Source organism: Pseudomonas sp. B6002, from assembly GCF_013385985.1.
In the GTDB taxonomy this organism is placed as follows: Bacteria; Pseudomonadota; Gammaproteobacteria; order Pseudomonadales; family Pseudomonadaceae; genus Aquipseudomonas.
The window spans coordinates 227,248-248,521 of the sequence record NZ_JACAOY010000007.1 but is presented as its reverse complement, the minus strand read 5'-3'; the positions used below and the strand labels follow the sequence as shown (position 1 = coordinate 248,521).

Annotated in this window: 24 protein-coding genes; 5 read left to right on the top strand and 19 right to left on the bottom strand. The window is 61.1% G+C overall.

Features of this window, described 5'->3' with window-relative positions; translation table 11 throughout:
- Window positions 1-130: 130 nt before the first annotated feature.
- The 7 genes from HX792_RS12390 to HX792_RS12360 form a co-directional block, all read right to left on the bottom strand.
- Window positions 131-508 (bottom strand): cytochrome c, encoded by a 378-nt coding sequence (locus HX792_RS12390; RefSeq protein ID WP_176996375.1) that lies wholly within the window; start codon window positions 506-508, stop codon window positions 131-133.
- A gap of 48 nt (window positions 509-556) precedes the next feature.
- Window positions 557-1,597, bottom strand: coding sequence for an EamA family transporter (locus HX792_RS12385; RefSeq protein WP_176996374.1), 1,041 nt, complete (start codon window positions 1,595-1,597; stop codon window positions 557-559).
- A gap of 69 nt (window positions 1,598-1,666) precedes the next feature.
- Window positions 1,667-2,002: a hypothetical protein gene (locus HX792_RS12380; RefSeq protein ID WP_016973626.1), complete on the bottom strand. Its 336-nt coding sequence runs from the start codon at window positions 2,000-2,002 to the stop codon at window positions 1,667-1,669.
- Window positions 2,003-2,103: 101 nt separating this feature from the next.
- Window positions 2,104-2,457 (bottom strand): gamma-glutamylcyclotransferase family protein, encoded by a 354-nt coding sequence (locus HX792_RS12375; protein ID WP_176996373.1) that lies wholly within the window; start codon window positions 2,455-2,457, stop codon window positions 2,104-2,106.
- Window positions 2,458-2,466: 9 nt separating this feature from the next.
- Window positions 2,467-3,126, bottom strand: a complete 660-nt coding sequence (locus tag HX792_RS12370; RefSeq protein WP_176996372.1) for a M24 family metallopeptidase — start codon at window positions 3,124-3,126, stop codon at window positions 2,467-2,469.
- A 356-nt stretch (window positions 3,127-3,482) separates the two neighbouring features.
- On the bottom strand, window positions 3,483-4,061 hold the full coding sequence (locus HX792_RS12365; protein WP_176996371.1) for a DUF4337 domain-containing protein: 579 nt from the start codon (window positions 4,059-4,061) through the stop codon (window positions 3,483-3,485).
- 54 nt (window positions 4,062-4,115) lie between these two features.
- Entirely contained in the window at window positions 4,116-5,000 is an 885-nt protein-coding gene (locus HX792_RS12360) for a LysR family transcriptional regulator (RefSeq protein ID WP_176996370.1), read from the bottom strand.
- A 97-nt stretch (window positions 5,001-5,097) separates the two neighbouring features.
- Between HX792_RS12360 and HX792_RS12355 the strand changes: the two genes are divergently transcribed.
- A complete protein-coding gene (locus tag HX792_RS12355; RefSeq protein ID WP_176996369.1) occupies window positions 5,098-6,066 on the top strand; it encodes an SDR family oxidoreductase in 969 nt (322 codons plus the stop codon).
- Here HX792_RS12355 and HX792_RS12350 read toward each other — a convergent pair.
- Complete coding sequence (locus tag HX792_RS12350; RefSeq protein WP_176996368.1) at window positions 6,053-6,409, bottom strand: DUF2784 domain-containing protein; 357 nt, start codon at window positions 6,407-6,409, stop codon at window positions 6,053-6,055. The two genes, HX792_RS12355 and HX792_RS12350, sit on opposite strands and share 14 nt — an antisense overlap.
- 31 nt (window positions 6,410-6,440) lie before the next feature.
- On the bottom strand, window positions 6,441-7,337 hold the full coding sequence (locus HX792_RS12345) for a LysR family transcriptional regulator (RefSeq protein WP_176996367.1): 897 nt from the start codon (window positions 7,335-7,337) through the stop codon (window positions 6,441-6,443).
- Between the two features lie 98 nt (window positions 7,338-7,435).
- Here HX792_RS12345 and HX792_RS12340 point away from each other — a divergent pair, with 98 nt between their 5' ends.
- On the top strand, window positions 7,436-8,284 hold the full coding sequence (locus HX792_RS12340; protein ID WP_176996366.1) for an oxidoreductase: 849 nt from the start codon (window positions 7,436-7,438) through the stop codon (window positions 8,282-8,284).
- A 102-nt stretch (window positions 8,285-8,386) separates the two neighbouring features.
- Complete coding sequence (locus tag HX792_RS12335; protein ID WP_176996365.1) at window positions 8,387-9,073, top strand: HAD-IA family hydrolase; 687 nt, start codon at window positions 8,387-8,389, stop codon at window positions 9,071-9,073.
- Window positions 9,074-9,269: 196 nt separating this feature from the next.
- Here the strand turns inward: HX792_RS12335 and HX792_RS12330 are convergent, their stop codons facing one another.
- Window positions 9,270-10,016 carry a 3-oxoacyl-ACP reductase family protein gene (locus tag HX792_RS12330; RefSeq protein ID WP_176996364.1) on the bottom strand — a complete coding sequence of 249 codons (747 nt, stop codon included), beginning with the start codon at window positions 10,014-10,016 and terminating at the stop codon, window positions 9,270-9,272.
- Between the two features lie 126 nt (window positions 10,017-10,142).
- Between HX792_RS12330 and HX792_RS12325 the strand changes: the two genes are divergently transcribed.
- A complete protein-coding gene (locus HX792_RS12325; RefSeq protein ID WP_176996363.1) occupies window positions 10,143-11,066 on the top strand; it encodes a LysR family transcriptional regulator in 924 nt (307 codons plus the stop codon).
- 105 nt (window positions 11,067-11,171) lie between these two features.
- On the opposite strand, the gene HX792_RS12320 is transcribed toward HX792_RS12325, so the two are convergent.
- The 3 genes from HX792_RS12320 to HX792_RS12310 form a co-directional block, all read right to left on the bottom strand.
- Window positions 11,172-11,900 (bottom strand): aspartate/glutamate racemase family protein, encoded by a 729-nt coding sequence (locus HX792_RS12320; RefSeq protein WP_135309449.1) that lies wholly within the window; start codon window positions 11,898-11,900, stop codon window positions 11,172-11,174.
- Between the two features lie 13 nt (window positions 11,901-11,913).
- Entirely contained in the window at window positions 11,914-13,440 is a 1,527-nt protein-coding gene (locus tag HX792_RS12315) for an NCS1 family nucleobase:cation symporter-1 (protein WP_176996362.1), read from the bottom strand.
- Window positions 13,441-13,938: 498 nt separating this feature from the next.
- Window positions 13,939-14,673, bottom strand: coding sequence for a phosphoadenylyl-sulfate reductase (locus HX792_RS12310; protein ID WP_176996361.1), 735 nt, complete (start codon window positions 14,671-14,673; stop codon window positions 13,939-13,941).
- Window positions 14,674-14,824: 151 nt separating this feature from the next.
- Between HX792_RS12310 and thrH the strand changes: the two genes are divergently transcribed.
- A complete protein-coding gene (thrH, locus tag HX792_RS12305; protein WP_065929901.1) occupies window positions 14,825-15,442 on the top strand; it encodes a bifunctional phosphoserine phosphatase/homoserine phosphotransferase ThrH in 618 nt (205 codons plus the stop codon).
- A 127-nt stretch (window positions 15,443-15,569) separates the two neighbouring features.
- On the opposite strand, the gene HX792_RS12300 is transcribed toward thrH, so the two are convergent.
- From HX792_RS12300 to HX792_RS12275, 6 genes are all read right to left on the bottom strand, one after another.
- On the bottom strand, window positions 15,570-15,926 hold the full coding sequence (locus HX792_RS12300) for a type II toxin-antitoxin system HigA family antitoxin (RefSeq protein ID WP_176996360.1): 357 nt from the start codon (window positions 15,924-15,926) through the stop codon (window positions 15,570-15,572).
- Entirely contained in the window at window positions 15,926-16,228 is a 303-nt protein-coding gene (locus HX792_RS12295; protein WP_176996359.1) for a type II toxin-antitoxin system HigB family toxin, read from the bottom strand. The genes HX792_RS12300 and HX792_RS12295 overlap by 1 nt, the downstream gene beginning before the upstream one ends.
- A 229-nt stretch (window positions 16,229-16,457) precedes the next feature.
- Window positions 16,458-17,801 (bottom strand): aminodeoxychorismate synthase component I, encoded by a 1,344-nt coding sequence (gene pabB / locus HX792_RS12290; protein WP_176996358.1) that lies wholly within the window; start codon window positions 17,799-17,801, stop codon window positions 16,458-16,460.
- A gap of 201 nt (window positions 17,802-18,002) precedes the next feature.
- Window positions 18,003-18,989, bottom strand: a complete 987-nt coding sequence (locus HX792_RS12285; protein ID WP_176996357.1) for an alpha-L-glutamate ligase-like protein — start codon at window positions 18,987-18,989, stop codon at window positions 18,003-18,005.
- A complete protein-coding gene (locus tag HX792_RS12280) occupies window positions 18,989-20,524 on the bottom strand; it encodes an inactive transglutaminase family protein (RefSeq protein ID WP_176996356.1) in 1,536 nt (511 codons plus the stop codon). The genes HX792_RS12285 and HX792_RS12280 overlap by 1 nt, the downstream gene beginning before the upstream one ends.
- Window positions 20,525-20,529: 5 nt before the next feature.
- Window positions 20,530-21,066, bottom strand: coding sequence for an ATP-dependent zinc protease (locus HX792_RS12275; protein WP_176996355.1), 537 nt, complete (start codon window positions 21,064-21,066; stop codon window positions 20,530-20,532).
- Window positions 21,067-21,274: the final 208 nt, after the last annotated feature.

Sequence of the window (21,274 nt, the reverse complement as noted above, 5' to 3'; positions counted from 1 at the left end):
TCGAATCTCTCCTTCACCGCCACATTAAGTAAACACAAACCCCCGATTTTCCTAGAGAAGATCGGGGGTTTGTGGTTTCTGGCATCCGGAAAAACTCCCCCACATCAACGCCATACCCGCTATCCAGCAGTCACCGACTCCTGGAAATCACCCTCACCATATATTCATTCAAATCCCGAAAATCCCTGACCGTCCACGCGAACGGCGCCACCTTCACCCCATTCTCCCGCAACGTCCTCGGAATCAAGTCCCCATTGGGACGAAGTATCACCGACGAAACAATAACCCCCGGATAGTCATTCAGCCGCTGTTTGAACGCAGGCGTCGTCAGGTTTGGCGTCGGCGGGTTGCTCTTGTTGGCCAGCGGCCCTGTGCCCTTGATATCGGCGCCGTGGCACATGGCGCAGCGTTGCAGGTAGATCGTCTTGCCATTCATGGTGTCTGCAAAGGACAGTGACAGTTGGGCCAGTGACATAAGCCCCAGCGAAGCGGCGAACAGTATTTTCATTGTTATAGGTCTTGTGAATAAGCCGAAGTTGAATCGAGAAAAAGCGCCTCAATGCCGGTGCCGATGATGCACATCCGGAAAATGCGCATGACTGTGCCGCAACGGGCTGTGCACGTGCACATGGCTGTGGGGCTGCGCCGGGTCCCACTCGAACGCGTGTTCGTGCTGATGATGTTCGTCGTGCACATGCCGATGGCCATGTTCCGTGGCGTCGTGTTGGTGTTCATGGGCATGTCGCTCGGTCAGGTGCAGCCACACCCCCACGGCCATCAGTGCCGACGCAATCCAGAACGCCACGGAAACCGACTCACCCAACACTAGCAAGGCCACCGCAGCGCCGAGAAAAGGGGCGGTGGAGAAGTAGGCGCCGGTGCGCGCGCTGCCCAGCCCGCGCAGTGCCAATACGAACATGACCAGGCTGATGCCGTACCCCAGAAAGCCCACCAGCAGGAGCGGCAGCAGTTGCGCCGTCACCGGTATTTGCGCGCCGAGGTAGAGCGCCAGGCTGGTGTTCACCAGCCCTGCGATCAGGCCTTTGGCGCCGGCAATAAACAGGGCGTCTGACGCCGAGACCTTGCGCGTCAGGTTGTTATCGATGCCCCAGCACAGGCAGGCCAGGGCTACGGCAAACGGGCCGGTCCAGCCATGGCTGTTGCCGCCGCCGTCGGACCAGGACAGCACCACGCCGCCCAATACGATGGCGAGCATGCCGAGCACGATGCGGCGGTCGGCGTTTTCCTTGAAGACCAGCCAGGCGATGACGGCGGTGAGTACCGATTCGAGGTTGAGCATCAGGGAGGCGGTGGCGCCTGCGGTGCGGGTGAGACCGAACATCAGCGCGACGGGCCCGAGGATGCCGCCGAAGGCGATGGCGCCGAGTAGCCAGGGCCATTCGGAGGGCGTCAGTCCGGTGGGTTTCCAGCCGCGATCCCGCAGGAGGCGTACGCCGGTGAGCCCGATGCCGCTGCCCAGGTAGAGCAGGCCAGCCAACAGTATGGGGGAGAGACCCAGGCCAAGGCTTTTGGCCAGTGGGGTGCTGGCGCCGAACAGAGCGGCGGCTGCGAGGGCGTAAACGATGCTGAGGTTCATGGGCCATCCTCGAAAGTCTTGGCCCATGATACGTCGCTTGCCGGGGTTAAAACCCTGGCGGCGGCCTATTTATTGCGCGGTTTTCAGTTTGATCACATCACCGGAAATCTTGGTGGTGTAACCGCTGAGTACCCAGGCCCAGAACCAGTTTTCCTGCACTTGGGTGTTGATCAGCGCATCGCCGCCCTTGGCCTTGATGGCGGCGTCTTGAGCGCGCACGAAACGGCTGTTCTGGCCGATCGGGATGATGCCGAACAGCATGATGCCGGTGGCGCTTGCTTCACTGTGGCCCAGAACGGTGTATTGGTTGCTGTCGTACTGCGGGGACTTGATGGCGGTGCCGGTGCAGCCAGCGAGGGCAAAACCAAGAACGGCGGCTGCAGCGACTTTACTGATGTACTTCACGGGTAACTCCATGGGCAAAAAATCGAGATCCAATTCTCGAAAGCGCGCCACTTTAATCGCCACAATGGCAGATTGAAATCATTGCCCCGAAAGTTTCATCTTCACGCCTTCACGTACACCCAGGCCGTGAGCCCCGATGCCAACGGCACGGCCACGCGCTTGTAGTCCGATACTTCATAGGCATCCGCCGCCGCCAACTCCTCGGCGGTGATCTGAAACACCGTACCTTCGACGCTGGCGCCTTGCTCGCGGGTGGGGGCCACGATGGGGTGATGGGTCTTGCCACTGGTGGCCAACACGGCGGGGTCGGTGATTTCTACCCAGCTTTGTGCGTAGCCCAGCATCGCGTCCTGCTGCCCGACCAGTTCGCGCCCGAAGTTGGCGAGTTGTACGGCCTTGTCCTGCAAGGTGCCGTAGGAAAACAGCAGTTCGGGGTAGGCGGTGGAGCGTTCCATTTCTATTCCTTAAGCGAGGAGGTCTTCGTAAAAAGCGCCGTAAGGCTTGCTCGGGTGGGCGATCTGGATTTCCAGGATCCACAGGCCGGCATTGGGGTAGTGCTCGAAATCACCGAGGTCGCCGCCACGGTGGATCGCATGAGGGAAGTCGCTGACGCGGTGGCCCTTGATGTCCAGGTTCAGTTGCCAACCCATGGCCTGCGCTTGCTCTTCGGCGTAGCGGTAGAGTTCCAGGCCAACCACTTGCTGGTTTTTCCAGCGCGATTGCACGCGGTCGAACAGGGTCTTGGCGGCGCTGGCGCAGGCGATCATTTCCGGGTCGGTGCCGGTGGTGAAGGTGGCGCCAGCATCGCCTTCGTGGCCTTGCCACACGGCGCCCATGTCGATGAAGAAGATATCGTTGTCGCCCAGCACCGGGTCACCTTCGGAGCGCTGGTTGAAGGCCTTGAGGGTGTTGGCGCCGAAACGCACCAGCAACGGGTGCCAGATGCGTTGCATGTCGAGCTCGGCGAGCACCTGCTTGCCCAGCTCGCGGGCTTCGGATTCGAGCATACCCGGGCGGATGCGTTGGGCGAGGTGGTCGATGGCTTTCCAGGTCATGGCCTGGGCGAAGCGCATGGAGTCGATACTGTAGGCGGCGCCCACGGCTTCTTTGGGTTGTGCAGTCACCGATGGTTCCTCGCGTTGGGCTGGGTTTTTCGTTATTCCTTTTACTATATAGCGATGTAAGAAAGAGCCCAACTCCTGAACGCGAAAACGCACCTGTAGGAGCCGGCTTGCCGGCGATTGCGGTGGGTCAGGCAAACTCCCTGTTTGCGGTACCGTCGCTATCGCCGGCAAGCCGGCTCCTACATAGCGATGTAAGAAAGAGCCCAACTCCTGAGCGCGAAAACGCACCTGTAGGAGCCGGCTTGCCGGCGATTACGGTGGGTCAGGCAACATCCCTGTTTGCTGTACCGTCGCTATCGCCGGCAAGCCGGCTCCTACAGTTACGTGGGCAAACGTGCAGCAGAACGTGGGTTGGGTTAGATGTGCAACCAGGCCAGGCTGCCCAGGACGACGGCCACGCCCGCGGCGGTGTAGGACATTCGTTTTAGCCACTCTCGTCTGGTGAGTAGGGTAATCGCGGCCAGGGAAATCGCGATCTGGATCGCGGTCATCGCCTGGGCCCAGCGGTGATGCTGGTGCAGGGCCTCTTCGGACTTCTGGTCCCATTCCTTCGACGTGGCTTCCAGCTTCTCAGCCTGTTTGCGCACGTCTTCCTTCTGGCCCTTGTAGCGCTCGATCTCATCCTTGTAATGCGCGGCATCCACGCCCGGGATGTGGGTGGCGAGTTCCGCCAGGTTCTGCCGGCTGGATTTGGCCTGGTAGTAATTCCACTGGTTGGCGGCTTCGGTCTTGATGATGGCGGCGTTGTTCTTGTCCATCGCCGCTTCGCTTTCGGTGGAGCCGGCCTGATAGCTGAGCATGGCGCCGAGGGTGGCCATCAGCGCAGTCATCACCGCAATGCGGCTGGCGAAATTGTCCCCTCGGCCGTGGGCATGTTCGGTGGTGTGTTCGATGTGTTTTTCGTGGGGGCTGGGGACTTCGAAGGCTTCGGACATGGGGGCGTCTACGAACGGATTGAGGGAGACTGATTCTTTACCAGTGAAGCTGTCTCAATCCTGTACGTAACGCTGCAAACCCTCCACCAGCGCATCGAACATCACCCGGCAGCGCGGGCTGTTGCGCAGGTCTTCGTGCATGGTCACCCAGGTGTCCAGCTGGATCGAGAACCCCGGCGCCAGCACCCGGCGCAGGCGCGGGTCGCGCTTGGCCAACAGCACCTGGCAGCCGCCGATACCGGCACCGGCGCGGATCAGCGCCAGTTGCGCCAGGTCGCTGTCACTGCTCAGGGCAAAGGCACTGCGTTCGAAGCCTTTGATCGCCAGGCTGCGGATAAAGGCGTTCTCCTGGTCGAAGCCGATCACCGAGTGATGGGCCAGGTCCTGCATCTGCTGGGGCGTGCCGTGTTGTTCCAGGTAATCATCGCGGGCATGCAGGCCCACTTCGATCAGGCCTACGCGCCTTGCCAGCAATTGTTCCTGGCTCGGTCGGACCATGCGCACGGCGATATCGGCTTCCAGTTGCAACAGGTCGCTCAGGCGATTGGTCAGGGTCAACTCGACCTTGAGGTGAGGGTGTTGTTGGCGCAATTGGCTGAGGATCGGCGGCAATACCTCAACGCCGACCACTTCGCTGGCGGACACCCGCACCACGCCGCGTACGTCGTCGCCTTGGGCCGAGGCCACCCGTTCCAGGGCGGCGGCGGTGCGGGCCATGGTTTCTGCGTGGCCGCGCAGGGTATGTGCCATCGCCGTCGGCAACAGGCCGGTGGGCGAGCGGGTGAACAGCACCACGCCCAATGCCGATTCCAGCGCGGCAATATGCCGGCCGACCGTGGGCTGTGTGATGCCGAGCAGCCGTGCGGCCCCCGACAACGATCCTTCCTGAAGCACGCCGAGGAACGACCGGTAAAGCTCCCATCCGATATTCAATGCCATGCATAAATGTATAGCGACTGGGCGATCTTCGGCAATTTATATGCAGCAGGGGCACGCACACACTGGCGCCAACAACAGACAAAGGTGGGAGGCGGTGATGAGCAAAGTGCTGGTATTGGGCGCAACAGGAGGGATTGGCGGTGAAGTGGCGCGACAGCTGAAAGCGGCCGGTTGGGAAGTGTGTGCGTTGACCCGCGATGTGGACAAGGCACGTGCCCAGAATACGGCGTTCACCTGGTTCAAAGGCGATGCGCTGAACCGGGACGAGGTACTGGCCGCCGCCCGTGGTTGCGAGGTTATCGTTCACGCCGTGAACCCACCGGGTTATCGAAACTGGGCAGAACTCGTGCTGCCGATGATCGACAACACCATCGCCGCCGCCATCGCAGAAGGCGCAACCATCGTGTTGCCCGGCACGGTCTACAACTACGGACCGGATGCCTTTCCCGTGTTGCACGAAGACTCGCCCCAGCACCCGCAAACGCGCAAGGGCGCGATCCGTGTGCAATTGGAGCAACGCCTGCAAGAGGCTTCTGGTCATGGCGCTCGCGTCTTGATCCTGCGCGCCGGGGACTTTTTTGGTGAACGCGCCGCGAACAGCTGGTTTTCCCAGGGCCTGGTCAAGCCTGGCAAGCCGGTGCACACCATCAGCTATCCGGGCGCCCCGGGCCTGCTCCATCAATGGGCGTACCTGCCGGACGTGGCACGCACGATAGTCGAGTTGCTGGCCCGCCGTGCCAGCCTCGCTGCCTTTGCGCGTTTTCATATGGCCGGGCATACCGACACCGACGGCACGCAGATGACGCGGACCATCCAGCGCGTGGTGTTGCGCAGGACAGGCCAGCAGCCCCGCGTAGGCAGTTTCCCTTGGTGGCTGTTGAAGCTGGCGGCGCCCTTTGTGGTGACCTTCCGCGAACTGCAGGAGATGCGTTACCTGTGGCGCACCCCGCTGCGCATGGACAACACATGCCTCGTCGAGGTGCTTGGCAAAGAACCGCACACCCCGTTGGAGCAGGCAGTCGAGGCCACCTTGAGCGGCCTGGGCTGCTTGCCTAAGGCCGTCTGATCAGGCGCACATACACCGCGACGTTGATCAGCAACACCACGGCCCCGAGCACCAACTGAATGTTCGGGGTCAGCCCGGCCGGGTAGATCATCGCCAGGATGTAGTGCTCGACAAAGCCGCCGCCATAACCGTCCTGGCCGGCCAGGTGGCGAAACAGGTTTTCCCATCGAGTGAGCGGGCAGGGCAGGTGGAACACTTCCACGGCCACGCCCCAAGCGGCGGCCGGCAGGTGCAGCCACATCACGGGCCGCCATTTGAGGGCCAGCAGTCCGCCAAATAGCACGAACAGGATGAAGCAGAGATGGAACAGCACCAGGCCGTCGGCGGCTAATCGATAGAGCATGTCGGGGCTCGCTGTTGAGGTCGGCCGGGCATCAGGCGTTGAGTTCTTGTTGCAGGTAGTCGATGAACACGCGCAGTTTTTTCGGCGTGTTGCTGCGATTGAAGTAATACAGGTACAGCGCGCTGTGGGTGATCCAGTCGCCCAGGACTTCCACCAGCTCACCGGATTGCAGGTAGGGCTCGACACTGGAACGCGCTACATAGGCAAAACCGAAGCCATCCAGTGCGCCACGGATCATCAGCTCAATGTCGTTGGTGGCCAGCCGGCCCTTCACCGTCACGCGCAGCGGCTTGCCGTCCTTTTCAAAATCCCAGCGGTGCAGCAGGCCGGTTTGGGCGCTGCGATAGTTCACGCATTCATGTTCAAGCAAATCATGCGGGTGGGTGGGGACTGTGCGGCCTTGCAAATAGCCCGGGGTGGCGACGATCACAAAGCGCAGTTGCCGGGCCACGGGGATCACCACCATGTCCTCGGCCAGCACGTGGTCGTAGCGGATACCCGCATCAAACCCTTGGGCGACGATGTCCACCAAAGCGTTATCCACGGCCACTTCCAGGTTGATCCCCGGGTGTTTGCGCAAGAACCCTTGCAGCAACGGCTGCAACACCATGCGGCTGGCGGTGGAGGGCACGTTCAGGCGCAAGGTGCCGCTGGCCTCGACGGTGGCGGCGGCGACGCTGTGCAAGCTGGTGTGCAGTTCTTCGAGCAGCGGGGTAATGCGTTCAACCAGTTGCGCACCGGCTTCGGTGAGGCTGACGCTGCGGGTGGTGCGATTGAGCAGGCGCACGCCCAGCTGTTTTTCCAGGGCGCCGACCCGCTGGCTGACGGTGGAAACCGACAGACTCACGGCATCGGCCGCCTGGGTGAAACTCTTGGCGCGGGCGACCTGCAGGAACAGGCGCAATTGCTGGAAATCCGGCGTGTCCATTGTGTGGTTTTTCCGAAAGGGGCTTTTGGATTATGCATCTTTTTCACAAGAATACCCACGCGCATACTTTTTTCACACCCCACGAGGAAAGCCCCTTCATGACCCATTCCACCGCAAAACCTGTCTGGTTTATCACCGGTTGTTCAACCGGTTTCGGGCGCCAGTTGGCCCTGCACACCCTCAGCCTCGGTTACCCGACGGTGGTCACCGCACGTAACCCGCAACAGGTGCAGGACATCGTGGCCGGCCATGAACACAACGCCTTGGTATTGGCGCTGGACGTGACCGACCAGGCCCAGGTCGACGCTGCGGTGCAAGCGGCGCAAGCGCACTTCGGGCACATCGATGTGCTGGTCAACAACGCCGGTATTGGTTACTTCGGCGCGCTGGAGGAAAGTGACCTGGCTGAAGTGCGCCGCATGTTCGACATCAACTTCTGGGGCCTCAGCGCCATGACCCGTGCCGTGTTGCCCGGCATGCGGGCTCGGCGCTCGGGCAGCGTGGTGAATATCTCCTCGGTGGGCGGGATTGCGGCGTTCCCGTCCCTGAGTTTCTACAATGCCACCAAGTTCGCGGTGGAAGGGTTGTCTGAAGCCCTGGCAGGGGAAGTCGCGCCGCTGGGGATCAAGGTGTTGCTGGTAGAGCCGGGCCCATTCCGCACCGACTGGGCCGGGCGCTCGGCTAATGAGGCCGCTCACACCATCGACGACTACCGCGACACGGCGGCGGCGCGGGCCAGTCGCGTACGCAGTTACAGCGGAAAACAGCCCGGCGACCCGGTGCGCGCCGCAATCGCCATCGTCAAGGCGGTGGAAGCCGAACAACCGCCGTTGCGCTTGCTGCTGGGCAAGGCCGCGCTGGGGTTTGCACGCACCAAGGTCGAGGCATTGAGTGCTGACTTCGACGCGTGGGCTGAGGTGACTGAGGGCGCGGATTTCCCCGAGTAAGGTCTTGGGAAACAGCACATCGATGGTCACAACGGTTGCTTGCAAGAGAGCCGGGCCGTTATTGTGCTGAATCCTTTTAGTCCTTCCCCAAGGATCTGTTTGATGAACGCACCGCGTACCGCCGGCCCGATCAAGGCCGTGATTTTCGATATGGACGGTTTGTTGCTGGACACAGAAGGCATCTACACCGAAGTCACGCAGATCATCGCCGAACGCTACGGCCGTACCTATGACTGGGGGATCAAGCAGCACATCATCGGGCGTGGCGCCCAGGACCTGGCCGACTATGTGGTCAAGGCCCTGGACCTGCCGATCACTCCGGCTGAGTTCCTGACCATCCGCGAACCGCTGATGAGCGAACGTTTCCCCAAGGCCTTGGGCATGCCTGGCGCCGAAGCGTTGGTGCGGCACTTGAAGGCGCACAACATTCCGATTGCCGTGGGCACCAGTTCGTCGCGCAACTCGTTCGGCCACAAGACCACGTTGCATCGCGAGTGGTTTGGCCTGTTCGACACCATCGTCACCGCTGACGACCCGGAAGTCGGCGCGGCCAAACCCGCCCCGGACATCTTCCTCACCGCCGCCCGCCGTCTGGGCGTTGCGCCCGAGGATTGCCTGGTGTTCGAGGACTCGCCGTTCGGCGTCACCGCCGCCAAGGCGGCCCACATGACCGCCATCGCCGTGCCCGATGAAGCCATGGCCGACAGCAAGTACCACCACGCCGACCAGATCATCCGCAAACTCGCCGACTTCGACCTGGCGGCCTACGGCTTGCCACCGCTTCATTGATACCCTAAAACCGTAGGAGCCCGGCTTGCCGGCGATAGCGTCCTTAATACCGGCATCGCCGGCAAGCCGGGCTCCTACAAGGGTCATGCGCTGGTCGTAAAAAATGTGGGAGCTGGCTTGCCTGCGATAGCGATCTTGAGGGCGCCATCGCCGGCAAGCCAGCTCCCACATTGGGTTTTGCAGTGTTCCTGAAGTATTAGGCGCTGAAGCCACCATCAATGGTCAGGCTGGCACCGGTGATGTAGCCGGCCTCCGGCCCTGCCAGGTAGGCCACAAAGCTGGCAATTTCTTCAACATGCCCATACCGCCCGATCGCCATCAACCCAATCAAACTCTCGGCAAAATCACTGTCCGCCGGGTTCATGTCCGTGTCCACCGGCCCAGGCTGCACGTTGTTGATGGTAATGCCCCGTGGCCCCAGGTCCCGCGCCAGGCCCTTGGTCAACCCCACCAGCGCCGCCTTGCTCATCGCATACGGGCCACCACCGCCAAAGGGCATGCGCTCGGCGTTGGTGCTGCCGATGTTGATTACGCGGCCTCCGTCACCCATGTGCTTGGCCGCTTCCTGAGTGGCGATGAAGACGCTACGCACGTTGATCGCCAGGGTCTGGTCGAAGTCTTCCAGCTTGAAGTCTTCCAGCGGCGCGATGGCCAGCACACCGGCGTTGTTCACCAGGATGTCCAGGCGACCAAAGGCTTCGACGGTTTTGTTGACGGCGTTGCGAATCGCCTCGGCATCGGCGCTGTCGGCACGAATGGCCAGGGCTTTGCCGCCTTCGCTGATCACGCTGTTCTGCAATTCCTCAGCCTTGGCGGCCGAGCTGACGTAGGTAAAAGCAACCGCTGCACCTTGCGCGGCGAGGCGCTTGACGATGGCGGCGCCGATGCCGCGGGAACCGCCTTGAATCAAGGCGACTTTGCCGCTGAGGTTATGTGTGGTCATGTCGATCTCCTAGCTGTTCAAGGCGGAATGCCTTGTTGATGGCGCCGAGTATCAACCTCACCCCGGTACACCGGTAGACCGCGATTGCTATAGTCTGTGTAAACCAAAAGTTTAGAGTGGGGCGTTATGGAGAGCTTTGGCAGTATCGAATGCTTTGTGCGCAGCGCCGAAGGCGGCAGCTTCGCTGAAGCTGCCCGGCACCTGAGCCTCACCCCGGCAGCGGTGGGCAAGAGTGTCGCCAAGCTTGAGGCGCGCCTGGGTGTGCGGCTGTTCCAGCGTAGTACACGGCGCCTGACCCTGACCGAAGCTGGCAAACTGTTTCTGGAAGAAGTCAGCGGCAGCCTCACCACCATCCAGAATGCCGTGGCCAACCTGGCCAGCGCCGAAGGTCGGCCGGTGGGGACGCTCAAGGTCAGCATGGGCACGGTGTTCGGCAACCGTTACGTGGTGCCGCTGCTGGGTGAGTTCATGGGACGGTTTCCGGACATCAGCCCGGACTGGCATTTTGATAACCGTCAGGTGGACCTGATTGGCCAGGGTTTCGACGCCGCCATTGGCGGAGGCTTTGAGTTACCCCAGGGGGTGGTGGCGCGCAAACTCACTCCGGCGCACCGGGTGTTGGTGGCCGCGCCGAGCTATTTGGCAAAACGCCCGTCAGTCAACACACCGGAAGATCTCGCGCACTGCGCGGGCATCCTGATCCGTTCACCGCAGACCGGGCGCATCCGCACGTGGCAACTGACCGGCCGTGACCGCGAACAGCGCCCGCTGGTGCTCAAGCCCGGCATGACCATGAGTGACTCCGAAGCCGCCTGCTGCGCCAGCGCCCAGGGCCTGGGCATTGCGCTGGTGAGCATGCCGATGGCGGTGCCGTTTCTCGACAGCGGCGCGGTGGTGCGGGTGTTGCCCGACTGGTATGTCGACGATGGCAACATTTCCATTTACTACGCTGAACATAAACTGCTACCCGGCAAGACCCGGGCGTTTGTGGACTTCATCATCGAGCAATTTGCCGAGCAGCGGTTGAGCCAGCGATTCAGCGCGGTTTGATCATGGCCGTAGACAGCGGCGCGGCCATCGCAGGCAAGCCAGCTCCCACAGGGAAATGCGATCCCCTGTGGGAGCCGGGCTTGCCCGCGATGCAGGCGACTCGGTCTACCGCCCGAATTGCCCCGGCCAGCCAATGACTTTCTTCGGCCTCGGCGTCGCATAGGTGCGGATCTTCGACGTCGACAACCCCAACCGTACCAACGACTCGGCAATGGTCACCGCCGCCGTCACCCCATCCACCACCGGCACGCCGGTGCGCTGGCGGATCTGTTCATCCAGCCCGGCCATGCCGCCGCACCCCAGGCAGATCACCTCGGCCTTGTCCTCGCTGATGGCCAGCTCCGCCTGGCGCACGATGGCTTCCATGGCGGCCAACGGGTCTTCTTCCAGCTCCAGCACCGCCATGCCACTGGCCCGTACCGAGGCGCAGCGCTGGTAGAGCCCGGCCAGTTTCAGGCGGTCTTCGATCAGCGGCACGGTGCGGTCCAGCGTTGTGACCACCGAGTAGGCATGCCCCAGGAACATCGCCGTGCTGGCGGCCGCTTCCGTGATGTCCACCACCGGCACGTTCAGCAGCTCCTGCAGACCTTCGCGGCCGTGCTCGCCGTAGCCGGCCTGGATCACCGCGTCAAACGGCTGGTCGTAGGCCATCACCCGGTCCATCACGGCGATGGCCGCCAGGTAACTTTCAAAATTGCCCTCCACCGATTCCGCGCCGAAGTACGGGGTAAGCCCGACGATCTCGGTCCCCGGCGCAGCCACGGCCCGCGCCTGCTGGGCGATGGTGTCGGTGATGGATTCGGTGGTGTTGACGTTGACCACGAGGATACGCATGGAAAATCCTTGATTAGTGACTGACGTTATCGACTGCAATGCTCTCGCCGCTGACATCGGCGTAGTACGGCTGGCGCTTGGCGATCAGCAGGTACAACAGCCCTGCAATACCGGCGCCAAACATCCAGGAAAACGGTGCGACGCTGGCAAAACCCGGCAACAGCGCCAGCAGAATGGCGATCACCGCCGCTGGAATGAAGGCTGCCACCGCACGCAGGTTGATCCCACGACTGTAGAAATAGTCGCCATGGGGGTCTTCGCTATACAGCTGCAGCACGTTCACCCGGCTTTTACGGATCAGCCAGTAGTCGACCATGATCACCCCGTACAACGGCCCCAGCAGTGCGCCCAGGCCGGAGAGGAAATACACGATCACCAGCGGGCTGTTGTAGAGGTTCCACGGCAGGATCAGCACTGCCAGGGTCGCGCTGATCAGACCGGCGCGGCGGAAGTTCAGGTACTTGGGCGCCAGGTTGCTCAGCACAAAGGCCGGGGCGACGAAGTTGGCCATGATGTTCACCGCCACGGTGACGATCAAAAAGGCCAGGCAGCCGAGCACGAGGAAGAAGGTATTGGGGATGGCCGCGATGATTTCAGTCGGGCTTTCGATCACCCGGCCATTGAGCTGAAACTGCCCGCCACACAGCAGCACGGTGATGGCGGCAAACACCAGGATATTCACCGGCAGGCCCCAGAAGTTGCCAACCTGGATGGTCTTGCGGCACGGCGAGGAGCGGGCGAAGTCGCAGAAATTGAGGATCAGCGTGCCGTAGATGCTCAGCCACAGTGCACCACCGGCGAAGATGTTGCGCCACATCTCGCCGCCGCTCAGCGGTTCGCGAACCGACCAGGCAATGTTGCCGCCCACCTGGAAGTACATCCAGCCGGCCAGCGAGGCCACCGTCACCAGAATTACCGGGCCGGCGAAGGCTTCATAGCGGCGTACCATTTCCATCCCGTAGGCCAGAATCGCCAGCTGCACGAACCAGATCGTCACGAAACACGCCCAACCCAAGGTCGACAGGCCCAGGATCGAGTTGTGGTCATAGTCGGCAAACCCGGGGTGAATCGCCGACAGCAATACGCGGAAAACCACCGAAGCCAGGTAGGTCTGGATACCGAACCAGGCAATCGCGATCACCGCACGAATCAACGCCGGAATCTGCGCGCCATGAATACCGAAACTGATCCGGCTGATCACCGGAAACGGCACGCCGGTCTTTTGCCCCATATACCCGGACAAGTTCATGAAGAAATACACCAGCGCCGCGCCGATGCCTAAAGACAACAGAATCTGCCAACCGCCCAGGCCCAATGCATATAAGCCGATGGCAAAGGAATAGTTGGCAATGTTGTGCACGTCATTGGTCCACAACGCGAAGATGCTGTAGCGCCCCCAACGGCGGCCTTCCACTTTGGTGGGCGCCAGGTCCTTGTTGTGCAGGCGTGGGCTGAGCACCAGCGGGCCGGGGCTGATGGCCTCGGGGTTCAGGGCGGAGGAGGGCAGATCCAGTGCGAGGTTCGATAGGCTTGTACGCATTCCGGCAAGCTCCAGCGCATCTGCAGGCGAGCCGCGGATGGCAAAGTGTATGTATGTTTTGTATTTATTGTATACAAAGCGCATTTCACCTTAAGCCACATGCGTGCCAGTTTTCGATCTATGAAAATATCGGTTAATTTCGTTTTTGTAGGTGTGGTTAATAACTGGCTGAATTAGAAGAGATATAAATTGACCGATTGAACAGGTATTTATTTTTCAGCAGGACGGGGGTGGTTTACAACCAAGAGATATAGGCGGGAGAAGGTGTTACGTAATGGTGCGAACGAATATGGATTGCACACATAAATGGCACCGATGGTTACATCTATGTGTACATTCTTAATGCCCAACACAAAACAAATGTGGGAGCAGGCTTGTGTGGGAGCTGGCTTGCCTGCGATAGCGTCACCCCGGTATCACTGATACACCGAGGTGCCTGCATCGCGGGCAAGCCCAGCTCCCACACAAGCCTGCTCCCACATTTTTACCGCATCAGCTTCAAGCCTTGCTGATGATATTTCCCGCATGCAACCCACACTCTTTCTGCGTGGCTTCCTCCCACCACCAGCGGCCTTCGCGCTCGTGCTGGTTGGGCAGTACCGGGCGGGTGCACGGCTCGCAGCCGATGCTGATGAAGCCGCGCTCATGCAGGCTGTTGTACGGCAGCTCCAGCATGCGGATGTAACCCCAGATCTCCTCGCTGGTCATCTGCGCCAGCGGGTTGAACTTGTACAGGGTGCGTTCCGGAGTCGAGAAGGCCGTGTCGATTTCCAGCGCCGCTACCTGGCTGCGGGTGCCGGGGCTCTGGTCGCGGCGCTGGCCGGTGGCCCAGGCGCGAACGCCCGAGAGCTTGCGGCGCAGCGGCTCGATCTTGCGCACGCCGCAGCATTCGCCATGGCCGTCCTTGTAGAAGCTGAACAGGCCTTTCTCTTTGACGAAGGGTTCCAGCTTGCTCTGGTCCGGCGAGATCAGCTCGATGTCGATCTTGTAGAAGTCGCGCACCTGCTCGATGAACCGGTAGGTTTCCGGGTGCAGGCGGCCGGTGTCGAGGCTGAACACCTTGACGTTCTTGTTCAGCTTCCAGGCCATGTCCACCAGCACCACGTCCTCGGCACCGCTGAAGGAAATCCACAGGTCATCGCCGAACTGGCTGAACGCCAGCTTGAGGATGTCCTGGGCAGATTTGTTGGCATAGGTCGCGGCGAGTTCAGCGACGTCGAAGGCTTGGTTCATCAGGACGGTTCCTACAGGTCAGTGGCGCTGAGCGCTCTATAGGGGAGCGATGGTATCAAAATCCGCCCTGCGTTGCGGCGGCGAGCTTGAATCGCTAGAGTTCGGCAGTCCTTTTGCTCGCTCAACTAACAACATCCAATGGGAGTGTCTTGTGGAAATTGCCTGTCTCGACCTGGAAGGGGTGCTGGTTCCGGAAATCTGGATCGCCTTCGCCGAAAAAACCGGTATTGAATCCCTGCGGGCCACCACCCGTGACATTCCCGACTACGACGTGTTGATGAAGCAACGCCTGCGCATCCTCGACGAACATGGGCTGAAACTCGCCGATATCCAGGAAGTGATCGCCACCCTCAAGCCGCTGGACGGCGCCATCGAGTTCGTCAACTGGCTGCGCGAACGCTTCCAGGTGGTGATCCTGTCTGACACCTTCTACGAGTTCTCCCAGCCGCTGATGCGCCAGCTGGGCTTCCCGACCTTGCTGTGCCATCGCTTGATCACGGATGAAAACGACAGGGTGGTGAGCTACCAACTGCGCCAGAAAGACCCCAAGCGTCAGTCGGTGCTGGCCTTCAAGACCCTCTACTACCGTGTGATCGCGGCCGGTGACTCCTACAACGACACCACCATGCTTGGCGAGGCCGACCGTGGGATCCTGTTCCACGCGCCCGAGAACGTGATCCGCGAATTCCCGCAGTTCCCGGCGGTGCACACGTTTGAGGACTTGAAGAAAGAATTCATCAAGGCCTCGAATCGGCAGTTGAGCCTGTAATTTTTTGGTGGGGCTGGTGGCCTCATCGCAGGCAAGCCAGCTCCCACACTTGAATGGGTTCACACATCAAAATGTGGGAGCGGGCTTGCCCGCGAAGAGGCCAGCCCAGTCACTACAAACCTACCTGCTAACTCCCCGCCAGCAAACTTTCATAAGGAATACGCAAGCCTTCATGCAACCGCTTGATCATCGCCAGGCTCAACTTGCGCTTGTGGTTCAGCACTTCTGACACGCGCCCACTGGTACCAATAAACGGTTCCAGATCGCGCGCGGTCATGCCCATCTGTTCCATCCGAAACTTGATGGCCTCCACCGGATCCGAAGGGGGCATTGGATAATGTTCGGCCTCGTATTTCTCGATGAGTATGGCGAGGATTTCCAGCTCGTCACCCTCGGGCGAGCCAATGGCTGCTCCCCATAGCTGCTCCACGCGCGCGAGCGCAGCGGTCAGATCGTCCTGTGAATGTATGGGTTTGATGTTCATCACACGGTCTCCGCGTTGATCTGATCGTACTGCGCATGAGTGCCTACGAAACGTATGAACCCCAGTTGTCGCTGATAATCGATTGCCATGATCACTCGATATTTGTTGCTGCCCACGTTGAAGACAACCCTGCCACTTTTAAGGATGCTTGCCGTTCTAAGCTCTGCCTTGAGCACTTGCGGCGTCGGGTAAGTCGCTTTTTCCATGTGACGATACAGTTCAACCAGTGGCGTTTTGGCGTCGGAATAAGTTGAGCGGCTTTCCCAGAAAATTCGTAAGGTGGATAGAGCGATTATGCGCATCGCTTAAGCCTCCCAATTTGGGAGATGATAGGTGCGGTCTGGGTGGTATGCAATCTCGGAAACAATTTCTGACGAGTAAGCAGACGCTTCATGTGATCCCTCACAAACGGCGGGTGGACAGTCGGAGCTGGACGCTATCTTCCAGATTGCCCATCGTCCACACGCGTTCTGAATCAGGATCTTTCTTGCTGCTTGACCAAATGCAGCAGAGCCCGGAGGGGCCTGCGGGCTACAGGTTTTCCAGTGTTTGTAACAACACCCGCACCTTCGTCAGCGACTCCTGATACTCCGCCTCCCACTCCGAATCCGCCACGATCCCGCCGCCGCCCCAGCAGCACACCTGGCCATCCTTGACCAGCAAGCTGCGGATGGCGATGGAGCTGTCCATCTCGCCGCGCACGTCCAGATACACCAGTGAGCCGCAGTACAGGCCGCGTCGGGTGGGTTCCAGTTCGTCGATGATCTGCATCGCGCGGATCTTCGGCGCGCCGGTGATGGAGCCGCCCGGGAAGCTGCCGGCGATCAGGTCGAGGGCGTCCTTGTCGTCGGCCAACGTGCCGACAACGCTGCTCACCAGGTGGTGCACGTTGGGGTAGCTTTCCAGGCTGAACAGCTCCGGCACGCTGACCGAGCCGGTGCGGCAGGTGCGGCCGAGGTCGTTGCGCAGCAGGTCGACGATCATCAGGTTTTCGGCGCGGTCCTTGGGGCTGGCCAGCAGTTCGGCGGCGTTGGCGGCGTCCTCTTCGGGCGTCAGGCCGCGGGGGCGGGTGCCTTTGATGGGGCGGGTTTCGACGCGGCGTTCGCTGATGTGCACGAAGCGCTCGGGGGACAGGCTCAGTACCGCGCCGTCATCGGGCAGGCTCTGGAACCCGGAAAACGGGGTGGGGCAGGCCTCACGCAGGGCGCAGTAGGCCACCCACGGGTCACCGGCGCACGGCGCGCGAAAACGCTGGGCAAAGTTGACCTGGTAGCAATCGCCGGCCTGGATGTAGTCCTGGATGCGCACGATGGCCTGGCGGTAAGCCTCGGCGCTGAGGTCTGGCGCCATGGTGCCCTGCAACTGGAAGCTGGCGCTCGACTCAGTGGCAGGCGTGCTGAACAGTGCGATCAGGCGTTGCCGTTCGCCGTCGGCCAGGGTCGGGTGAAACACCAGCTGGCTGGTCTGGGCCTGGTGATCACTGATCAGTGCCCAGGCATACAGCCCGAAGCGTGCGTCCGGCAGGTGCAGGTCGTCGGCGGCCAGATTGGGCATGTGTTCCAGGTGCCGGCCAAAGTCGTAGCTCAGGTAGCCGATCAAGCCGCCGGCAAACGGCAGTTCATAGCCGGCAGGCAAGGCCGCGTCACCCAGCAGCGTGAGGTTTGCCCGCAAGCGTTGCAGAAAACCACTGCCGCTTTCGTCAGGCGCCACCGTCAAGGTTGCATTCGGCCAGGCGCTGAGCACGTCATAACGCCCGCGTTCGGCGGCCGGCCGGCCGCTGTCGAGCAGCACCGCGCCAGGAGCGTGACGAATCGCCGTGAAGTACGCGGCGGGGTTGGCCCGGTAGGGCAGCGGGTGTACGGAACAGGTCGACATGCGGGGTGGATCAGCTAATGGCGCGGGGGAGGGGATTGTAGTCCCCTGTCGGTTCTGGTCCTAGAGGGGATGTCGGGGATAAGCAGATTGAGGCCTTATCCTGATTCAGCGGTTGCTGGTTCGAAAGCCATCGCAGGCAAGCCAGCTCCCACATGGGAAAGCGGTCAACCTGTGGGAGCTGGCTTGCCTGCGATGAGGCCGTCAGCCTTCTACCGCCGGAATATGCCCAAACATCTCCTGCACAAACCTCACCCGCTCTTCCGGCGTTTCCGTCACGCCCGCAGCCTTCAATTCTTCCAATCGCGCTTCCACCGCGTGGGTGCGCAAGGTCAGGCCACAATCGTTGGCAATCTGGATATTCAGCCCCGGCCGAGCATTGAGTTCGAGTATCAGCGGGCCTTTTTCCTGGTCCAGCACCATGTCCACACCGATGTAACCCAGCCCGCACAACTCGTAGCAGCCGGCCGCCAGTTTCATGAAACCGTCCCAGTTGGGCAGTTGCACGCCATCCACCGCATTGGTGGTGTCGGGGTGTTTGGTGATGATGTTGTTCAGCCAGGTGCCACGCAGGGTCAGGCCGGTGGCCAGGTCTACGCCCACGCCAATCGCGCCCTGGTGTAGGTTGGCCTTGCCGCCCGACTGGCGCGTCGGCAAACGCAGCATGGCCATCACCGGGTAGCCCATCAGCACGATGATGCGGATGTCCGGCACGCCTTCGTAGCTGATGCTCTTGAAGATCTGGTCGGGCACCACGCGGTATTCGATCAGCGCACGGTCGCGGTGGCCGCCCAGGGAATACAAGCCGGTGAGGATGCTGGAGATCTGATGTTCGATCTCTTCATGGCTGATGATCTTGCCAGACACCGTGCGATAGCGCCCTTCAAAACGGTCGGCCACCACCAGGATGCCGTCACCCCCGGCGCCCTGGGCCGGCTTGATCACGAAATCGCTGCGCCCGCCGATGATGTCGTCGAGCTTGTCGATTTCCTTCTCGGTGCTGATCACCCCGTACATTTCCGGTACGTGGATGCCCGCCGCCATGGCCCGTTCCTTGGTGATGATCTTGTCATCCACGATCGGGTACAGGCTGCGCTTGTTGTACTTGAGCACGTAGTCGGCGTTACGCCGGTTGATGCCCATGATCCCCCGCGCTTCCAGGGCCTTCCAGGTCTTCCAGAAGCCGAACATTACTGGTCAGCCCTTTTGAGGAAGGCCTTGAAACGCACCAGCTCGGTCAGGCGGTAGCCGCGATAACGCCCCATGGCCAGCATGAAGCCCACCAGGATCAGCAGGATCGCCGGGAAGGTGAACACGAAGTAGATCAGCTCCGGCACGCTCATGATGATGTGCGCCAGCGATGCCGCGAACAGCGTACCAATCGCCACTTTCAGCGCATGGTTGGCGCCGCGTTCTTCCCAGGTGATCGACAGGCGTTCGATGGTCATGGTCAGGATCACCATCGGGAACAGCGCCACCGACAACCCGCGCTCCAGGCCCAGCTTGTGGCTGAACAGGCTGATAGCCGCGATCAGCACCACCACGAAGGTCAGCACCACCGACAACCTCGGCAGCATCTGCAACTTCAAGTGTTCCAGGTACGAACGCAGCGATAAGCCCAGCGCCGTGATGATGGTGAACAGCACAATCCCGAAGCCCAGTTGCGTCTCGCGGAACGCCAGGGCGATCAGCACCGGGGTAAACGTGCCCAGGGTCTGCAGGCCGATCAGGTTGCGCAGGATCAGGATCACCAGCACGCCAATCGGGATCATCACCATGATCATGAAGGTCTGCTGGGTCTGCAGCGGCAGGCCGTACAGCGAGTATTCGAGGAAGTTGGCGTCGGTGTTCTCGTCGGTCAGCTTGGCCAGGCGGATGGCGTTCATCTCGCTGTTGTTCAGGCTGAAGGTCACCATGGCCTTTTTGCCACCGTCCACCGTGATCAGGTTTTCATCGCCGGTCCACCACAGCAGGCGGTCGGCCGGCAGGCCTTGCTCGCCGGTTTCCGGGTTGAAGTACAGCCAATCGTTGCCGTTGAAGCTGCGCAGCCACAGTTCCGGGGTTTGCGGCTGGTCGGCGACCAGGCGGATGGTGTGGACTTTTTCCACCGGTACGTGGGCGATGGACAGCAGCAACTCGACGATCTTGGCCTTGTGCGGCGTGGACGGGTCGCCCGCCAGCAGCAGCTTCACGTTGTCGTCGTTGAGGTTGTTGGTGCGCTTGATGGCTTCGCTGATAAAGGTCTCGACGTCGGCCGAGTGCTGGCGGATCGGCGCCAGCAGGGCTTCGGCGGCGATCTTCTCGGGGCCTTCCACGGCGATGCTGTCGCGGAAGGTCGGGCCCTTGACCTTGATCTTTTCACCGCTGTAACGCTTGGTCAGCACCAGGCGGTAATACAGGGTCTGGTTGCCCTTGGCACGGCGTGCCGACCAGGTGACTTTGCGGTTGCCGTCGGTGCGGTTGACGCTCACGCCGTAGTTGTTGGAGATGAAGCTCTCGTTGAGGCTGACGAAGTCGCGGCTCAGGGGCGGCACGAACATCTGGATCTTCACCGGGTCTTTCGGGTTGGCGACGAACTCGACCTTGGCGTCGATGTTCCACAAGTCGTCAGTGGCGTCCTCGGTAACGGGGATCCCCAGCACGAAGATCTGATAGGCGGTGACCGAAATACCCAGCACCACCAGGATGGTGATGAGGATTTTCAGGTGCAGGGTCAGAGAGCGCATTCGGTTTACTCGGCGGTATGAGCGTCGGCGGCGCAGGCAGGTTTGCCTGCTGCGTATTTAAGACTGGGGTCGACCAGCGCATCAAAGCGTTTGAGCGCTTCGGAGCCGATCAGCAGCGGGTATTGGAATGCGCTACGGTCAGTCAAGTTCACTTCGATGCTGCGTAAAGCGGTGCCCATGCAGATATCCAGCGCAATCACGGGGCGGGCGGTGTAGTTCTTGTCCTCATCGGGGTCGTAGTCACCGGCGCGGCGCTTGATCTTGCTGACGCGGGCCAGGGGGCGTTCGATGGGGTGGGAATGGGCGGTGTCGATGGCCAGGTAGAAGCGCACCCAGGACTCGCCGTTGCGCTTGAAGCGCTTGATGTCGCGGGCGCTCAGCGAGGCGGTCTTGGCGCCGGTATCGAGTTTGGCGGCCACTTCCAGGTCGATGCCCGCCAGCTGGGCGTATTCGTTCAGGCCATACACGGTCTTCTCGGCAGCAAGGCCAAGGCTCGGGAGGGCCAGCAGGCAAAATAATAGAAGGAGGGGCTTGAGTGTCATAAATCCTGAGGCAGTGCAGTGCAATGTTCAATTCATGGCGACTGGCATTGCTGCGCAATCTCTTGTGCGCCGTTTCATCCAGTGATGTCAGGCAAAAGCGGCCGCATTCTAACATGATGCTTTTTTGGCGCCAGCGCTGGCAGGCGGCCATGCCCCGATAAAGTGCAGCAGGGGTTATTAGACGATTGTCGACAATGTGGATTTATTC

Excerpts from the sequence above, each read along its gene's own strand:
- HX792_RS12345 (WP_176996367.1), bottom strand. The coding sequence starts at position 7,337 with ATGGACACGCCGGATTTCCAGCAATTGCGCCTGTTCCTGCAGGTCGCC.
- HX792_RS12330 (WP_176996364.1), bottom strand. The coding sequence starts at position 10,016 with ATGACCACACATAACCTCAGCGGCAAAGTCGCCTTGATTCAAGGCGGT.
- HX792_RS12275 (WP_176996355.1), bottom strand. The coding sequence starts at position 21,066 with ATGACACTCAAGCCCCTCCTTCTATTATTTTGCCTGCTGGCCCTCCCG.
- HX792_RS12320 (WP_135309449.1), bottom strand. The coding sequence starts at position 11,900 with ATGCGTATCCTCGTGGTCAACGTCAACACCACCGAATCCATCACCGAC.
- HX792_RS12385 (WP_176996374.1), bottom strand. The coding sequence starts at position 1,597 with ATGAACCTCAGCATCGTTTACGCCCTCGCAGCCGCCGCTCTGTTCGGC.
- HX792_RS12300 (WP_176996360.1), bottom strand. The coding sequence starts at position 15,926 with ATGAACATCAAACCCATACATTCACAGGACGATCTGACCGCTGCGCTC.
- HX792_RS12375 (WP_176996373.1), bottom strand. The coding sequence starts at position 2,457 with ATGGAACGCTCCACCGCCTACCCCGAACTGCTGTTTTCCTACGGCACC.
- HX792_RS12315 (WP_176996362.1), bottom strand. The coding sequence starts at position 13,440 with ATGCGTACAAGCCTATCGAACCTCGCACTGGATCTGCCCTCCTCCGCC.
- HX792_RS12295 (WP_176996359.1), bottom strand. The coding sequence starts at position 16,228 with ATGCGCATAATCGCTCTATCCACCTTACGAATTTTCTGGGAAAGCCGC.
- HX792_RS12365 (WP_176996371.1), bottom strand. The coding sequence starts at position 4,061 with ATGTCCGAAGCCTTCGAAGTCCCCAGCCCCCACGAAAAACACATCGAA.
- HX792_RS12335 (WP_176996365.1), top strand. The coding sequence starts at position 8,387 with ATGAACGCACCGCGTACCGCCGGCCCGATCAAGGCCGTGATTTTCGAT.
- HX792_RS12280 (WP_176996356.1), bottom strand. The coding sequence starts at position 20,524 with ATGCGCTCTCTGACCCTGCACCTGAAAATCCTCATCACCATCCTGGTG.
- HX792_RS12325 (WP_176996363.1), top strand. The coding sequence starts at position 10,143 with ATGGAGAGCTTTGGCAGTATCGAATGCTTTGTGCGCAGCGCCGAAGGC.
- HX792_RS12355 (WP_176996369.1), top strand. The coding sequence starts at position 5,098 with ATGAGCAAAGTGCTGGTATTGGGCGCAACAGGAGGGATTGGCGGTGAA.
- HX792_RS12390 (WP_176996375.1), bottom strand. The coding sequence starts at position 508 with ATGAAAATACTGTTCGCCGCTTCGCTGGGGCTTATGTCACTGGCCCAA.
- HX792_RS12360 (WP_176996370.1), bottom strand. The coding sequence starts at position 5,000 with ATGGCATTGAATATCGGATGGGAGCTTTACCGGTCGTTCCTCGGCGTG.
- HX792_RS12310 (WP_176996361.1), bottom strand. The coding sequence starts at position 14,673 with ATGAACCAAGCCTTCGACGTCGCTGAACTCGCCGCGACCTATGCCAAC.
- pabB (WP_176996358.1), bottom strand. The coding sequence starts at position 17,801 with ATGTCGACCTGTTCCGTACACCCGCTGCCCTACCGGGCCAACCCCGCC.
- HX792_RS12350 (WP_176996368.1), bottom strand. The coding sequence starts at position 6,409 with ATGCTCTATCGATTAGCCGCCGACGGCCTGGTGCTGTTCCATCTCTGC.
- HX792_RS12340 (WP_176996366.1), top strand. The coding sequence starts at position 7,436 with ATGACCCATTCCACCGCAAAACCTGTCTGGTTTATCACCGGTTGTTCA.
- HX792_RS12285 (WP_176996357.1), bottom strand. The coding sequence starts at position 18,989 with ATGTTCGGCTTCTGGAAGACCTGGAAGGCCCTGGAAGCGCGGGGGATC.